The sequence below is a fragment of the Kitasatospora sp. NPDC002522 genome (assembly GCF_053595195.1).
The window spans coordinates 130,586-144,907 of record NZ_JBSFXE010000013.1; the positions used below are offsets into that span (position 1 = coordinate 130,586).

A 14,322-nucleotide genomic window follows, 5' to 3' on the forward strand; every position below is an offset into this window, starting at 1 on the left:
GATTGACCGACCGTCAGGCGACGGCGCGGGACGCGGCCACGGCGGGAGTGACCACCGCGTAGCCCTGTCCGGGCGCTGCCCGGAGTCCCTCGGTGCGGCCGAACAGGACCGCGGTGAGCGGGAGTTCGACGTGGTACGCGGCGATCGAGGTCGGTGCTCCGAGCAGCGCCGGGGAGTCCAGGAAGAACGGCAGTTCGGCGGCGATGTAGTCCACCGCCGCGGCGAGGTGATCGGGCCGCGGCGCGCTGTCGTCCGTCCCGCGGGCGGCGAGGAAGCCGCGGGCCATCCGCTCGGTGGCGGCGCGGAACTCGCCGTCGGTGCGCAGTGCTTCGGCGGCCCGGGCGGACAGCCGGCGGTAGACCGGGTCGTCGAGGAACTCCGAGAGCAGGTGGATTCCCACCCGGGTGCGACCGGCCTCGGCGACGCCGCGCTCGATCCGCCGCCGGGTCGCCTTGACCTCCTTCTCGGCCCGCCGCCGGGCGTGTTCGGCGTCGTACCCCGCCGCGGCGAACTGCGCGTCGACGCTGACGTCCGCCTGCACGACGTCCACCGCCGCGAAGAAATCGCGCCCCCAGTCCACGAGTTCGGCAATCCGCGCGGCGCTGAAGTAGCTGTTCCCCGGACTGACCCCGATCAGCAGGTGGTCACCGCGGGCGAATACCGACCGGCACCGGGCCGAGAACGGCAGGGCCTCGAAAGCGGTGTCACGGCATGCCAAGGAAACCGCAGAAACGCGGTCACGCATGGTGGAGCCCCCTTGTGCCGCAAGTCCCTGTGGAGCCGTGCGCTCCCGGTGTGGCGGCGACTACGCGAAGCTACCGCCCGGCGCGGCCGGAATCACAAGCGGAAAGCAGGGGTTGACGGAAATCCGGCCCTCTTGGCTGAATTCCGGTGGACAACCGGAGAACAGGTGTGTTCACGGACCTAGAACGCACAACGCCGGTGCCCGTAAGGTAATGTGACGGCACTTCAGAATACGCCAGTGGAGGATTGTCCAGCGAATTCCGTCAAGGAGCGGGCGCCCTTGGTCAGTTCGCCCGAGGCACCCGGGGCGTCGAGGGCGATGCGCAGCGCAGCCACCGGTCGGCGGCGCCGGGGGTCGGCTGGGCCGGGCCGCGGAGGTCGGCTGCCGGCTGCCGGCTGCCGGCTGCCAGTAGCGTCGATCCGCTGGTCCGCGACGAGAGGGCACGCGCGGCACCGGGAGCACACAGGCGGCTGACGCCCGGTTGTGGTGCCGCGTGCTCCCGGTCTCAGCGGACCGCGTGGCCCGCCTCCGTGACGGCGGCCAGGACCTCCGCCACCTCCTGCTCCGTCGTCCGCGGGTTGAGCAGCGTGAGCTTGAGCCGGACGCGGCCCGGTCCGCTGCCGGGGAGCTCGGTGCGGCCGACCACCGCCCGGCCCGAGCGCAGCAGGAGCCGCCGCAGTTCGGCGTTGACCCGGTCGGTGTCCGCCGCGTCCGCGTCGGCGGGGCGGTGGCGGAACACCACCGTGCTCAGGATCGGCTCGCAGTGCAGCTCCAACTCCGGCGACTCCTCGACGAGTCGGGCGACGCTGCGGGCGAGTTCGTGGCAGCGGTCGACCAGCTCGCCCAGGCCGGCCCGCCCGAGCGTGCGCAGGGTGACGGCGAGTTTGAAGGCGTCCGGGCGGCGGGTGGTGCGCAGCGACTGGCCGAGCAGACTGGGGTAGCCGGCCTCCTCGTCGTCGGCCGGGTTGAGGTAGACCGCGCGGCGCGCCAGCGAGGCGTAGGTGCGGGCCTCGCGGACCAGGAAGACCCCGGCCGCGGCGGGCTGCCAGCCGAACTTGTGCCAGTCCAGCGAGACGGAGTCGGCCCGGTCGAGGCCGTCGAGCAGCGGCGCCAGCCGCTCGGAGAACAGCGCGCCGCCGCCGTACGCGGCGTCGACGTGCAGCCAGGTCCCGTGGCGCGACGCCAGGTCGGCGATCCGCGGCAGCGGGTCGATGCCGCCGGTGTCGGTGGTGCCGGCGGTGGCGACCACCGCGATCGGGGTGACGCCCTCCCAGCCCGCCTCGGTGAAGGCGTCGGCCAACGCCTCGGGGACCATGCGCAGTTCGCGGTCGACCGGGATGGCGCGGACGGCGCGCTCGCCCAGCCCGAGCAGGGCGGCCGCGCGCTGGACCGAGAAGTGCGCGACCTCGGAGGCGAAGATCCGCGGCCGGACGGCCCGCGGCAGCCCGTTCAACTCGACGTCGGGGCCCAGGCGTTGGTCCCGGGCCAGCATCAGCCCCATCAGGTTGGACTCGGTGCCGCCGGTGGTCAGCACCCCCGCCGCCAGCTCCGGTTTGAAGCCGACCAACGCGGCGAGTTCGCCCAGCAGTTCGGTCTCCAGCGCGGTGGCCGCCGGGGCCTGGTCCCAGGAGTCCTGCGAGGGGTTGAGCGCGCTCACCGCGAGGTCCGCGGCCACCGCGACCGCGAGCGGCGGGCAGTGCAGGTGCGCCGCGCAGGCCGGATCGGCGGGGTCCGCCGCCCCGTACGCCAGCAGCTCCACCAGCCGCCCGAGCGCCCCGTCCCCCTCGGCCTCCGCCAACGCCACCCGCACCGCCGAGGCCACCTCCCCCGGCTCCCCGCCGACCACCGGCCCGCCACGCCGCGCCGCCCCCGCCGCCAGCGCCCCCAGCACCTCGGCCACCAGCGGCCGCAACGCCTCCGCCCCGGCCACCCCGCCGGACAGCTCCGTCAATCCGCTCACGTGGATCTCCCCACTTCGGTGCTTGATCGATTTGTTGACAAGGAGTCAGAAACGGCTCCGCCGCCGGCAGGGCGCCTCCCCCCGCCCGACCCTGCTACGCCGAAGGCGTCTGCATCGCGTGCTCGATCGCGTCGCAGAGCCGGTCGAGGACCGCGTCGGCCTGTTCGTCGGTGATGGTCAGCGGCGGGAGCAGGCGCAGGACGGCGTCGTGGCGGCCGCCGAGTTCGACGATCAGGCCGCGGGCGAGGCAGGCTTCGCGGACCCGGACGGCGAGCCGGGGGTCGGCGGGATGGGCGCCGCAGGTGTCGGTCTCGGCGGTGGGGTCGACGAGTTCGACGCCGAGCATCAGGCCGCGGCCGCGGACGTCGCCGATCACCGGGAGCCGGTCGCGCGCGCCGTCGAGGCGGGCGGCGATCCGCGCACCGACGGTCTCGGCCCGGGCGACCAGCCCGTGGGCGGCGATGTACCGCAGGGTCGCGGCACCGGCCGCCATCGCGAGGGTGTTGCCGCGGAAGGTGCCGGTGTGGGCGCCCGGCTGCCAGGTGTCGTACTCCTCGCGGTAGACCACCACCGCGAGCGGCAGGCTGCCGCCGATCGCCTTCGACAGCACCATCGCGTCCGGCATGATCCCGCTGTGCTCGACCGCCCACATCGCGCCGGTCCGGCCGACCCCGGTCTGCACCTCGTCGACGATCAGCGGGATGCCGCGTTCCGAGGTGATCCGCCGCATCTCGCGCAGCCAGCCGTCGGGCGCGGGGACGACACCGCCCTCGCCCTGCACGGCCTCCAGGATCATCGCCGCCGGCGGCAGCACCCCGCCTGACGGGTCGTCGAGCAGCCGCTCGGTGTACGCGACCGAGAGCTCGGCGCCGCGTTCGCCGCCGACGCCGAACGGGCAGCGGTAGGCGTACGGGTAGGGGAGGCGGGTGACCTCGCCGCCGCTGGGGAGCGGGGCCTTGGCGGCGAGGTTGCCGGTGACGGCGAGCGCGCCGGCCGTCATGCCGTGGTACGCGCCGGTGAAGGCGAGGGCGCCGCGGCGGCCCGTGGCGGTCTGCATCAGCTTGAGCGCGGCCTCGACGGCGTCGGTGCCGGCCGGGCCGCAGAAGTGGATCCGCGCCTTCTCGGCGAACTCCCGGGGAAGGCCGGCCAGCAGCGTGGTGGTGAAGTCGTCCTTCTCGGCGGTGGCGAGGTCGAGCAGGTGCAGCGGGGCGCCGCTGTCCAGGGTGCGGCGGATCGCCTCCAGTACCACCGGGTGGTTGTGGCCCAGCGCCAGGGTGCCCGCACCGGAGAGGCAGTCCAGGTACCGGCGCCCGTCCGCACCCTCCACGGTCATGCCGTTCGCGCGCACCGGGACGATCGGGAAGGACCGGGCGTAGGTGCGGGCGGCCGACTCGCGGATGCGCTGGCGGCGCAGGATCGCGTCTCCGGCCGGGGCGGCGGCGGTGCCGACGGTGAGGGTCACAGCGGAGCTCCCTTAGAAAAGTTAGGTAAGGCTAACTTTACTGCCGGATATCCGGACGCCCCTGCTGCCAGGGCGATTGATCACTCGTCCGAGTGAGACCGCTCCCCCACTCCCTCAACGAGCCGGGCCCGGAGTGGTAACGGCCCTTCCCGAAGTACCCTGCGAGCCATGACCACTCCGCCCTCCGACGCCGCACCGGCCACCGCTCCCGGGGACGGCGCCGCGCACCGTCGCGAACTCGCCGAGACCCGGGCCTTCTTCGCCGAACGCGCCGCCCGCTGGGACAGCAAGTACCCGGACGACAGCCCCCGGTACGCCGCCGCCATCGCCGACACCGGGCTGACCCGCGGTCAGTTCGTGGTGGACGCCGGGTGCGGCACCGGTCGCGCCCTGCCGCCGCTGCGCGCCGCGGTCGGCCCGGAGGGCACCGTGCTCGGTGTCGACCTCACACCCGAGATGCTCGCCCAGGCCGCCGCCCACCGCGCCGACGCCGCCCTCGTCCAGGCGGACTGCGCCCGCCTCCCGCTGCCCGACGGCGTCGCCGACCTGGTCTTCGGCGCCGGTCTGATCTCCCACCTCCCCGGCCCGGTCACCGGCCTGCGCGAGCTCGCCCGGATCACCCGCCCCGGCGGCCGCCTCGCCCTCTTCCACCCCCTCGGCCGCGCCGCCCTCGCCGCCCGCCAGGGCCGACAGCTCACCCCGGACGACCTACGCGCCGAACCCCGCCTGCGCCAACTGCTCACCGCAGCCGGCTGGACCCTGCACGACTACACCGACCAACCCGAGCGCTACCTGGCTCTCGCCGAGAAAGCGGTGCGGTAAGGGAGTTGACGCAGCATCGGCCACCCGCCACGACACCGCCTGTGCCGCACACCAGGGCCGACAGCTCACCCCGGACGACCTGCGCGCCGAACCCCGCCTACGCGAACTGCTCACCGCAGCGGGCTGGACCCTGCACGACTACACCGACCAACCCGAGCGCTACCTGGCTCTCGCCGAGAAAGCGGTGCGGTAAGGGAGTTGACGCAGCATCGGCCACCCGACGCGACGCGGTCCGTCAGCGTGCGTTCCACCGGTAGCTGAGCTCCGGGCGGCCGACCTGGCCGTACTGGGGCTCGCGGTGGGCGAGTCCGGTGGTGACCAGGTGTTCGAGGTAGCGGCGGGCGGTGATGCGGGAGACGCCGGTGGCGGTGGCGGCGGCGCCTGCGGAGAGGCCGTCGGGAGCCTCGCGCAGGGCGGTGGCGATGGTGTCGAGGGTGGGCGCGCTGAGGCCCTTCGGGAGGCTGCTCCGGTCGGTGGTGCGCAGCAGGGCGAGGGCCTGGTCGACCTCGTCCTGCCCCGTGGCGTCGCCGTCCCGCCCGAGTGTGGCCCGGTAGCGCGCGTACTGCCGGAGCCGGTCGGCGAGGGCGGCCGAGCCGAAGGGCTTGAGCAGGTACTGGACGACACCGACGGTGACGGCCTGCCGGACCATGGCGAGGTCGCGGGCGGAGGTGACGGCGATGACGTCGGCGGTGTGCCCGGCGGCGCGCATGCCGCGGCAGAGCTGGAGCCCGTGGCCGTCGGGGAGGTGCAGGTCGAGCAGGACCAGGTCGACGGGGGTACCGCCGTCCCGGGCCCGGTCGAGGGCGCGCATCGCGGCGGCGCAGGAGTGCGCGGTGGCGGTGACGGTGTAGCCGGGGGTGCGGCCGACGTAGCGGGTGTGGGCGTCGGCGGCGACCGGGTCGTCCTCGACCACCAGCACGTGGATGGTCATGCGCCCACCCCGCCCACTGCGCCCACCCCGGCCGCGCCGTCCGCCGCTCCACCGTCCGCGCCGGCAGAAGCCCCACCGTCCGCGCCGGCCTGCCGCTGTCGCGCCGGCGCCGCCGGGAGCGCCAGCGGGAGGCGGACGGTGAGCACCGCGCCGTGCTCCTTGCCGACCTGCACCTCGCCGCCGTTGCGGTGGGCGGTCTGGGCGACCAGGGCGAGGCCGAGGCCGCGGCCGTGCTGCTTGGTGGTCCAGCCGCGGCGGAAGACCTCGTCCGCGGCGCCGGGGTCGATGCCGGGGCCGGTGTCGGCGACCCGGAGCAGCAGGTGGCCGTCGGCGGTGCGGGCGGTGACCTGGACTTCGGGGGCGGCCTCGGCGGCGTTCTCGATGGCGGCGTCGACGGCGTTGTCGATCAGGTTGCCGAGCAGGGTGACCAGGTCCCGGGGGGTGAGCCGGGCCGGCAGGACGCCGTCGTCGATGCGGCTGTCGGGGGTGAGGATGAGGTCGACGCCGCGTTCGGCGGCCTGCGCGGCCTTGCCCAGCAGCAGGGCGGCGAGCACGGGTTCGGCGACCGCGCCGACCACCTGGTCGGTGAGCCGCTGGGCGAGCGCGAGTTCGGCGGTGGCGAACTCCACGGCTTCGCGGTGGCGGCCGAGTTCGATCAGCGAGACCACGGCGTGCAGCCGGTTGGCGGCTTCGTGGGTCTGCGCGTTGAGCGCCTCGGCGATTCCTCGGACGGTGTCCAACTCACCCGTCAGGCCCTGGAGTTCGGTGTGGTCGCGGAGGGTGACCACGGTGCCGAGGCCCGGTCCGACCGGGGAGGTGTTGACCAGCACGACGCGCTCGGCGGTCAGGTGCACCTCGTCGCGGACCGGCTCGGTGGCCTCCAGCGCCCTGGTGAGCGAGCCCGGAAGGTCGAGTTGACGGACCGTCAGCTCGGTCAACTCTCCGTTCAGGCCGAGCAGTTCGCGGGCGGCGTCGTTGCAGAGCAGCACCCGGTGGCGGCCGTCCAGCAGGACCAGTCCCTCGCGGACCGAGTGCAGCGTGGCCTGGTGGTACTCGTAGAGGTGGGCGAGCTGGTGGGCGTCCATCCCGTGGGTCTGCCGGCGCAGCCGGGCGGCGAGCAGGTAGCTGCCGGCGCCGCCGAGGGCGAGCGCGGCGGCGGCGACGCCGACCAGGGCGAGCAGCGGGGTGCGCAGCCGGGCGGAGATGTTGTCGACGGTGATGCCGGCGCTGACCAGTCCGACGACGTGGTGCGCGTCGTCGTAGACGGGGGTGACCACCCGGATCGAGGGGCCGAGGGTGCCGGTGTAGGTCTCCTGGTAGGTGCGGCCGGCCAGCGCCTGCTCGATGTGGCCGAGGAAGGGGCGGCCGATCTGGGCGGGGTCGCGGTGGGTCCAGCGGATGCCCTGCGGGTCCATCACGGTGACGAAGTCGACGCCGGTGTCGACCCGGACCCGCTCGGCGTAGGGCTGGAGCACCCCGCTGGGGTCGGGGCCGGTGGCGGCCTCGCGGACGGTGGGCGCGTCGGCGACGGCGAGGGCGACGGAGGTGACCTGGTGGCGGGCGGAGTCCTCGGCGCGCTGCGCGGTGAACAGGTAGGCGAGGACGGCGCCGCCGGCCACCACGGCGGCGACGATGACGATCTGCAGCGCGAACAGGCGGCCGGCCAGGCTGCGCCGCCGCCGGCGCTGCGCGGCGGGTGCTCCCCGGGAGGTGCCGTTCGGGTCCATGTCGAACAGTGTGCCGCGTGTCCGGGACCGGACTCCACGCCCGCGACGGTCGGGGTGCCGCCCAGCGGGTCACGTGGCGGTGAAGGCCGGGTGCTGAACCCGGCGTGGCACGGCGTGCGTGAACTCTATGTACGCAAACGTGACCTGGCTCACTCGGGCTCGGATAGTCGTGCCCGGCCCACCACCCAGGGCCGGGCGCCCTTCCCCCCGAGGGCGCGAGGACTTGCACGGCGAAGGAGCCGCACCATGACGTCGACCGGGTCGAGAAGGGCCGATCGCACCCACTACCTGTACCTGGCGGTGATCGCCGCGGTGGTCGCGGGCATCGTGGTCGGGTTGGCCGCGCCGAAGTTCGCGGTGGAGCTGAAGCCGGTGGGCACCGGCTTCGTCAACCTGATCAAGATGATGATCAGCCCGGTGATCTTCTGCACCATCGTGCTGGGCGTGGGGTCGGTCACCAAGGCCGCGAAGGTCGGCCGGGTCGGCGGCCTGGCCCTCGGCTACTTCCTGGCCACCTCGACCGTGGCGCTCGGCATCGGCCTGCTGGTCGGCAACCTGCTGGAGCCGGGCAGCGGCCTGCACCTGACCGCCGCGCTGGCCAAGTCCGGCCACGCGCAGGCCGCGGCGGGCGGAGCCGCCTCCACCGCGGACTTCCTGCTCGGCGTCATCCCGACCACCCTGGTCTCGGCGCTGACCCAGGGGCAGGTGCTGCAGACCCTGCTGGTGGCGCTGCTGGTCGGCTTCGCGCTGCAGGGCATGGGCGCGGTCGGCGCCCCGGTGCTGCGCGGGGTGGAGCACCTGCAGAAGCTGGTGTTCAAGGTGATGTCGATGATCATGTGGGTGGCCCCGATCGGCGCCTTCGGCGCGATGGCCGCGGTGGTCGGCGCGACCGGCACCGCCGCGCTGAAGAGCCTCGCGGTGATCATGGTCGGCTTCTACGTGACCTGCGTGCTGTTCGTGGTCGTGGTGCTCGGCCTGCTGCTGCGGCTGGCCGCCGGGGTCAACGTCTTCACCCTGCTGCGCTACCTGGGCCGCGAGTTCCTGCTGATCCTGTCCACCTCCTCCTCGGAGAGCGCGCTGCCCCGTCTGATCGCCAAGATGGAGCACCTCGGCGTCAGCCGCCCGGTGGTAGGCATCACCGTCCCGACCGGGTACAGCTTCAACCTGGACGGCACCGCGATCTACCTCACCATGGCGTCGATCTTCATCTCCGAGGCGATGGACAAGCCGATGTCGATCGGCGAGCAGCTCTCCCTGCTGCTCTTCATGGTGATCGCCTCCAAGGGCGCGGCCGGTGTCACCGGCGCGGGCCTGGCGACCCTGGCCGGCGGCCTGCAGTCGCACAAGCCGGCCCTGGTGGACGGCGTCGGCCTGATCGTCGGCATCGACCGCTTCATGTCCGAGGCCCGCGCGCTCACCAACTTCGCGGGCAACGCCGCCGCCACCGTCCTGATCGGGCACTGGACCGGCGAGCTGGACCGCACCCGGATGGCCGCGGTCCTCGCCGGCGAGCTCCCGTTCGACGAGGCCGCCGAGGTCGGCCACGACGTGCCCCACGTCCCGGCCCAGCCCGCCGCCCCCGCGGTCGAGCACACGGCCTGACGCGCCCTCGCCCCCCGGCTCCCCCGTCCTCACCCCCCTGCGAGGACGGGGGTCGCGCGTCTGCGCCCGCTCCCCGCTCGTCGACGGCCGCTCAGCACGGGTCGGCGGTGCTGCCGGAGAGCGCCCAGGCCAGGCCGGTGGCGGGGTCCTCGACGGCGAGGTGGACCGGCCAGAGTTCGTCGGCGGGGTCGGTCCAGGCCAGGCAGCGCAGCCGGGCCACCAGGGCTTCGACCTCGGTCCGGGCGGGGTGGCGTTCGCCGGTCATCGCGGCGAGCACCTGCCAGACGGCGAGCCGGCCCTGCGCGGCCCCGCGGTCGGGGCGGGCGGACGCGAGGTGGACCAGCGCGGGGTAGGCGGCGGCGAACGGAAGCTCGCCGCCGGTCACCCGCCCGGCCGGGACGAATTGCGCGGCGGCGTCGGCGGCCCGGCCGCGGACGCACACGGCGGCGGTCCAGCCGGCCAGCCCGGCCAGCAGCCTGGTCGCCGTCTGGCCGATCAACCGCTGCCCTGGATAAGGGAGTTCGATGACGGTCAGGCCTTCGCGGGTGGGCGGGACGGCGTGCAGGGCGCGGCGGGCGCCGCCGGCCGGCAGGTACTCGCGGACCCGGGTCTCCGGCTCCCAGCCGCCCTCCTCCCAGGGGCGCAGGCCGTAGGGCACCCCCACCTCGTCGGTGCCGGCGGGCAGTTCCTCGCCGAGCAGCACCCGGGTGTGCCGGACCAGCCGCCGGATCGGCGGCGCGGTGAGCAGCCCGTCCAGCCGCCACCAGGGGTGCCGGGTGGCCAGCACCTCCCACAGCGGACCGGCGTCGTGGTCCCCGGCGGTGGCCGGCGCGCCCGGCCCGCCGTCGTACTCGAACAGTCCGACCCCGACGAGTGCGGGCGCGCCGTACGCGACCAGGTGACCGAGCGGTCCGGCCAGCGGGTCGCCGAGCGCGCGGGCCGTCCGGAACCGCGCCAGCAGTTCCGGCCACCGGCCCTCCGCGGCCAGCCGGCGGCCCGACGGCCCCCACCCGTACCCCGGCGGCCGCGCCGGCTGCGAACCGTTCTCGACGATCATCTTTTCAATGTACGACCGCCCGCGGTCGCCGCCCTGACATCCCGTCGGTCACGGAGCGTCGCGCCCGGCGGCGGGCGGCCGCCGGTCCATCAGGCCGAGCCGGTACGCGGCGGCGACCGCCTGCGAGCGGTCGCGGGCGCCGAGCTTGCCGAGGATCCGCTTCACGTGGGTCTTCACGGTCGACTCGGCGAGGTGCAGCAGCGCGGCGATCTCCGCGTTGGGGTGGCCCTCGGCGGCCAGCCGCAGCACCTCGCGCTCACGGGCGGTGAGCGCCGCCAGCGGGCCCTCGGCGGGCGGGGGTACGGGGTCGGGGCGCTCGAGCAGGTGGCCGAGCAGGTCGCGGGTGACCGCCGGGTCCAGCGCCGCCTCGCCCGCCGCGACCGCCCGCACCGCGTCGATCAGCCGCTCCGGCGAGGCCCGCTTCAGCAGGTACCCGGCGGCCCCGGCACGCAGCGCGCCCCAGACGTACGCGTCGTGGTGAAAGGTCGTCAGCACCAGGACCCGCGGCCCGAGTCCGGCCAGCCGGGCGGTCGCGGTGACGCCGTCGCAGCCGGGCATCCGGACGTCCATCAGCACCACGTCGGGCAGCAGCCGCCGGGCCAGCCCCACCGCCTCCAGGCCGTCGGCGGCCTGCCCGACCATCTCGATGCCCTCCGCGCTCTCCAGCACCACGGCGAGTCCGGCGCGCAGCAGGGGGTCGTCGTCCGCGAGCAGCACTCGCACGGGCCGGCCCGCGCCGGCCGGGCTCATCAGCCCTTCCCGAGCGGGAAGGTGACGCGCAGTCGGAAGCCGCCGTGCTCACCGGGCAGGTGTCCGCCGGCGCCGTGGTCGACGGCCCCGCCGAACCTGGCCGCGCGTTCCGCGATGCCGCGCAGGCCGCGTCCGGGGCGGTAGCCGTCCGGCGGTCCGGCGCCGTCGTCGCGGACCTCCACCACCGCGGCGGCGCCCGCCCGGCCGATCGACACCGCGGCCCGCGCGGCGCCGGAGTGGCGCAGAGTGTTGGTGAGCGCCTCCTGGACGATCCGGTAGGCGCAGCGGTCGAGGTCGGCGGGCAGCTCGGCGGTGTGCCGGACCGTCACCTCCAGTCCGGCCTGCGCCATTCGCCCGGCCAGCCGCGGCAGTTCGGCCAGTCCCGGCTCGGCGGCCGTGTCGTCGCCGGACGCGGTGCCGGATGCGGTGCCGCTGTCGCCGCCGCCGTCGCTGCCGCGCAACAGGCCGAGGACCCGGTCGAGTTCGCCGAGCGCGTCCTGTCCGGTGCGCTCCAGTTCGCCGAGCAGCTCGCGGCCGCGTTCGGGCGTCCGGTCGAGCACACGGCGGGCGGCGCCGGCCTGCACCAGCATCAGGGTGAGCGAGTGGCCGAGCAGGTCGTGCACCTCGCGGGCGATCCTGGTCCGCTCCTCGGCGAGCAGCAGCCGACGGGCCCGGCTGCGCTCGGCGGCCTGCGCGGCGAGCCGGTGGGCGGTGGCGTAGCCGAACGCCCAGGCGGCCAGCCACACCGTCAGCACCCCGATCGGGAGCACCGGGGCGGCCTCCTGCGCGCCGGTGAAGTACCCGGCCATCCCGGCCACCACGATCGGCGGCCCGAACAGCGCCCGCCCCCGCCCGGCGTACCGGCCCAGCGCGTACGCGCCGAGCAGGTTGGCGTACGGCGACACCGGGCTGGGCAGCACCGCCAGCGACTCGGCGGCGAGCGCGGCGGTGCCCACCAGGTACGCGGCCAGCGGGGCGCGGCGGCGCAGCGCGACGGCCGCGGTCAGCACGGCGGTGAGGGCGAGCGCCGCGGGCATCCGGGCGCCGATCCGCTCGGCGGCGCCGAACCGTTCGACCAGCATGGCGGCGAGCAGGGCGACGGCGGGGACGGTGTCGGCGAGCCGCTCCCGCCCGGCGGGGCCGAGCCGGACGGCCGGGCCGGGAGCGGCGGGGGTGGGGTGCATGGGCCCGTCCTCGGGTCTTCGGGGTCTGCCGCTGCGAGGCTAGCCAGCGCCCGTGCCCGCGGCGCCGGTTCTCGGGGGTTTCTCCGGGTGCGCTCCGGGTCGCTACCCCAGCGGGGGTACGCCGGCCGACCCCGCTGCGGGGACGCCGCCGGCGGCGCGCCGTCCCTAGCGTCGGCGGCATGGAAATCCCCACCGCCCCACGGCTGTTGCCCCGCCACCGCGTCGGTCTCGGCGTCGTCTTCCTGCTCGCCGCGGCGATCGCCCTGCTGTCCGCCCGCTACTTCGCGCTCGACCCGGACTCCTTCCTCCCGGAGCAGCGCGACACCTACCTCGCGCACGAGGTCCCGCTGCTGTTCCACATCGGCGGCGGCACCGGCGCGCTGCTGCTCGGCCCCTGCCAGTTCCTGCCCCGGCTGCGCGCCCGCCGCCCCGCCGTCCACCGCGTCCTCGGCCGGCTCTTCGCCCTGTTCGCCGCCGCCACCGGTGTCGGCGGCCTCCTGCTCACCCCGTACGGCCTGTTCCGCCCCGCCGCCCCACTGGGCTTCGCCGCCCTCGCCGTCGGCGTGCTCACCACCGTCACCCTCGGCGTGACCGCCGCCCGGCGCGGCCGGATCGCCCGCCACCGGGTCTGGATGGTGCGCTGCTACGCCCTGATCTTCACCGGCGTCACCTTCCGCCTCTGGCTGATGCTGCTCGGCGCGGCGGGCGTCCCCTTCGAGCAGGCGTACGTCAGCGGTGCCTGGGCCGCCTGGCTGCTCAACCTGGCCGTGGCGGAACGCCTGTTGCGCCCGCGCACGTGAGGCCCCGTCCGCCCGTGCCCACGACGCGGCCCGCTACCTCAGCGACATCAGCGGCATGTGGGTCCGGACCGTGCGGGTCGAGGGAGGCTCCGTGAGTCACGTCCTCGGCCACGGCGCCTTCACCGTCAGCGACGGCATTCGGGCCGCCCTCGCCGACGCCGTCCACGCGCAGCCGCTGAACTCCTGGCCGGTCGCCTCCCGTCTCACCTCCTGGCTCCGGGCGATCGCCCGGCACCAGGCCGACCAGTCCGAGCCGCCGCACGTGGAGTGCGTCAGCTGACGCCCCGTCAGCTTCTGGCCTGGGCCAGCAGCCGCGCCGAGTGCACCTTCCCGGCGTGCTCGACCAGGCGGATGAGCACCTGCTTGCCGGAGGCCCGCTCGCGGGCGTCGCAGACCACCACCGGGGTCTCGGAGTCCAGGTCGAGGGCGCGGGAGACCTCGACGGGTCGGAAGTCGCGGGTGCCGGCGAAGTGGTTGACGGCGACCACGAAGGGGATGCGGCGGTGCTCGAAGAAGTCGACGGCGGGGAAGCAGTCGGTGAGGCGGCGGGTGTCGGCGAGGACGACCGCGCCGAGGGCGCCCTGGGCGAGTTCGTCCCAGAGGAACCAGAAGCGGTCCTGCCCGGGGGTGCCGAAGAGGTAGACGGCCAGGCCCTCGCGGATGGTGATCCGGCCGAAGTCCATCGCCACCGTGGTGGTCGTCTTCCGCTCGACCCCGCCGAGGTCGTCGACGTGCCGGCCGGCCGCGGTGAGCTGTTCCTCGGTGCGCAGCGGCTTGATCTCGCTGACCGCGCCGACCAGCGTGGTCTTGCCGACGCCGAAGCCGCCCGCGACCAGGATCTTCAGCGCGAGCGCGTCAGAGAGCGCGGAGTCCATTGATGACCTCCTGGAGGATGTGCTCGTCGGGGAGCAGGGCCGGTGGGACGGGTCGGCTGACCCGGATGTGGTCGGCGTCGAGGAGGTCGCCGAGCAGGACGCGGACCACGCCGACCGGCAGGTCGGTCTCGGCGGCGAGTTCGGCGACCGAGAGGGCGTTGCCCCGGCACAGGGTGAGGATGGCGGTCTGTTCCGGGCCGATCGGCAGCGCGGCGGGGTCGGCGACGTCGGTGACCACCAGCGCGATCAGGTCGAAGGCCTGGCCGGGGCGGGTGCGGCCCTTGGTGACGGCGTACGGGCGGACCATCGGCCCGGCGTCCTCGTCGTACCACTGGACCGGGCGGTCGGGTGGCGGCGGGTAGCCGAACGGGGAGCCGGGCAGGTAGCGGCGGGGCGGGTAGGCCACG

Annotated in this window: 14 protein-coding genes; 4 read left to right on the forward strand and 10 right to left on the reverse strand. The window is 75.1% G+C overall.

The genetic code is table 11. From position 1 onward, the window contains the following. Positions 1-13: 13 nt before the first annotated feature. The 3 genes from ACWD4U_RS14045 to ACWD4U_RS14055 form a co-directional block, all read right to left on the reverse strand. A complete protein-coding gene (locus tag ACWD4U_RS14045; protein WP_363458943.1) occupies positions 14-745 on the reverse strand; it encodes a tRNA-dependent cyclodipeptide synthase in 732 nt (243 codons plus the stop codon). Positions 746-1,250: 505 nt separating this feature from the next. After that, positions 1,251-2,705: a pyridoxal phosphate-dependent decarboxylase family protein gene (locus ACWD4U_RS14050; RefSeq protein WP_363458941.1), complete on the reverse strand. Its 1,455-nt coding sequence runs from the start codon at positions 2,703-2,705 to the stop codon at positions 1,251-1,253. A gap of 94 nt (positions 2,706-2,799) precedes the next feature. After that, the gene (locus tag ACWD4U_RS14055) at positions 2,800-4,167 is read right to left on the reverse strand and encodes a diaminobutyrate--2-oxoglutarate transaminase (RefSeq protein ID WP_363458939.1); all 1,368 of its coding nucleotides are present in this window, start codon (positions 4,165-4,167) and stop codon (positions 2,800-2,802) included. A gap of 168 nt (positions 4,168-4,335) precedes the next feature. On the opposite strand from ACWD4U_RS14055, the gene ACWD4U_RS14060 reads away from it, so the two are divergent. Continuing rightward, positions 4,336-4,989 (forward strand): class I SAM-dependent methyltransferase, encoded by a 654-nt coding sequence (locus tag ACWD4U_RS14060; RefSeq protein WP_363458937.1) that lies wholly within the window; start codon positions 4,336-4,338, stop codon positions 4,987-4,989. A gap of 235 nt (positions 4,990-5,224) precedes the next feature. Here ACWD4U_RS14060 and ACWD4U_RS14065 read toward each other — a convergent pair whose 3' ends face one another. Both ACWD4U_RS14065 and ACWD4U_RS14070 read right to left on the reverse strand, forming a co-directional pair. Further along, positions 5,225-5,920, reverse strand: coding sequence for a response regulator (locus ACWD4U_RS14065; protein WP_363458936.1), 696 nt, complete (start codon positions 5,918-5,920; stop codon positions 5,225-5,227). Further along, positions 5,917-7,647 carry a sensor histidine kinase gene (locus ACWD4U_RS14070; RefSeq protein ID WP_363458935.1) on the reverse strand — a complete coding sequence of 577 codons (1,731 nt, stop codon included), beginning with the start codon at positions 7,645-7,647 and terminating at the stop codon, positions 5,917-5,919. The genes ACWD4U_RS14065 and ACWD4U_RS14070 overlap by 4 nt, the downstream gene beginning before the upstream one ends. 246 nt (positions 7,648-7,893) lie before the next feature. Between ACWD4U_RS14070 and ACWD4U_RS14075 the strand changes: the two genes are divergently transcribed. Then, on the forward strand, positions 7,894-9,249 hold the full coding sequence (locus ACWD4U_RS14075) for a cation:dicarboxylate symporter family transporter (protein ID WP_363458933.1): 1,356 nt from the start codon (positions 7,894-7,896) through the stop codon (positions 9,247-9,249). A gap of 91 nt (positions 9,250-9,340) precedes the next feature. Here the strand turns inward: ACWD4U_RS14075 and ACWD4U_RS14080 are convergent, their stop codons facing one another. The 3 genes from ACWD4U_RS14080 to ACWD4U_RS14090 are packed head-to-tail and all read right to left on the reverse strand — an operon-like array spanning position 9,341 to position 12,240. Next, complete coding sequence (locus ACWD4U_RS14080; RefSeq protein WP_363458931.1) at positions 9,341-10,306, reverse strand: hypothetical protein; 966 nt, start codon at positions 10,304-10,306, stop codon at positions 9,341-9,343. Between the two features lie 48 nt (positions 10,307-10,354). Continuing rightward, positions 10,355-11,056: a response regulator transcription factor gene (locus tag ACWD4U_RS14085; protein WP_363458929.1), complete on the reverse strand. Its 702-nt coding sequence runs from the start codon at positions 11,054-11,056 to the stop codon at positions 10,355-10,357. After that, positions 11,056-12,240 carry a sensor histidine kinase gene (locus ACWD4U_RS14090; RefSeq protein WP_363458927.1) on the reverse strand — a complete coding sequence of 395 codons (1,185 nt, stop codon included), beginning with the start codon at positions 12,238-12,240 and terminating at the stop codon, positions 11,056-11,058. Before ACWD4U_RS14090 ends, ACWD4U_RS14085 begins: the two co-directional genes overlap by 1 nt. A 179-nt stretch (positions 12,241-12,419) precedes the next feature. Here ACWD4U_RS14090 and ACWD4U_RS14095 point away from each other — a divergent pair, with 179 nt between their 5' ends. Both ACWD4U_RS14095 and ACWD4U_RS14100 read left to right on the forward strand, forming a co-directional pair. Further along, positions 12,420-13,040: a DUF2306 domain-containing protein gene (locus ACWD4U_RS14095; protein WP_363458926.1), complete on the forward strand. Its 621-nt coding sequence runs from the start codon at positions 12,420-12,422 to the stop codon at positions 13,038-13,040. Positions 13,041-13,131: 91 nt separating this feature from the next. Continuing rightward, positions 13,132-13,320 carry a hypothetical protein gene (locus ACWD4U_RS14100; protein ID WP_363458925.1) on the forward strand — a complete coding sequence of 63 codons (189 nt, stop codon included), beginning with the start codon at positions 13,132-13,134 and terminating at the stop codon, positions 13,318-13,320. Between the two features lie 7 nt (positions 13,321-13,327). Here the strand turns inward: ACWD4U_RS14100 and ACWD4U_RS14105 are convergent, their stop codons facing one another. Next, entirely contained in the window at positions 13,328-13,915 is a 588-nt protein-coding gene (locus tag ACWD4U_RS14105) for a GTP-binding protein (protein ID WP_363458924.1), read from the reverse strand. After that, entirely contained in the window at positions 13,896-14,222 is a 327-nt protein-coding gene (locus ACWD4U_RS14110; RefSeq protein ID WP_363458976.1) for a DUF742 domain-containing protein, read from the reverse strand. The genes ACWD4U_RS14105 and ACWD4U_RS14110 overlap by 20 nt, the downstream gene beginning before the upstream one ends. Positions 14,223-14,322 lie beyond the last annotated feature (100 nt).

Coding starts and splice junctions, on each gene's coding strand:
- ACWD4U_RS14105 (WP_363458924.1), bottom strand. CDS start 13,915: ATGGACTCCGCGCTCTCTGACGCGCTCGCGCTGAAGATCCTGGTCGCG.
- ACWD4U_RS14060 (WP_363458937.1), top strand. CDS start 4,336: ATGACCACTCCGCCCTCCGACGCCGCACCGGCCACCGCTCCCGGGGAC.
- ACWD4U_RS14085 (WP_363458929.1), bottom strand. CDS start 11,056: ATGAGCCCGGCCGGCGCGGGCCGGCCCGTGCGAGTGCTGCTCGCGGAC.
- ACWD4U_RS14045 (WP_363458943.1), bottom strand. CDS start 745: ATGCGTGACCGCGTTTCTGCGGTTTCCTTGGCATGCCGTGACACCGCT.
- ACWD4U_RS14090 (WP_363458927.1), bottom strand. CDS start 12,240: ATGCACCCCACCCCCGCCGCTCCCGGCCCGGCCGTCCGGCTCGGCCCC.
- ACWD4U_RS14080 (WP_363458931.1), bottom strand. CDS start 10,306: ATGATCGTCGAGAACGGTTCGCAGCCGGCGCGGCCGCCGGGGTACGGG.
- ACWD4U_RS14070 (WP_363458935.1), bottom strand. CDS start 7,647: ATGGACCCGAACGGCACCTCCCGGGGAGCACCCGCCGCGCAGCGCCGG.
- ACWD4U_RS14065 (WP_363458936.1), bottom strand. CDS start 5,920: ATGACCATCCACGTGCTGGTGGTCGAGGACGACCCGGTCGCCGCCGAC.
- ACWD4U_RS14075 (WP_363458933.1), top strand. CDS start 7,894: ATGACGTCGACCGGGTCGAGAAGGGCCGATCGCACCCACTACCTGTAC.
- ACWD4U_RS14110 (WP_363458976.1), bottom strand. CDS start 14,222: ATGGTCCGCCCGTACGCCGTCACCAAGGGCCGCACCCGCCCCGGCCAG.
- ACWD4U_RS14095 (WP_363458926.1), top strand. CDS start 12,420: ATGGAAATCCCCACCGCCCCACGGCTGTTGCCCCGCCACCGCGTCGGT.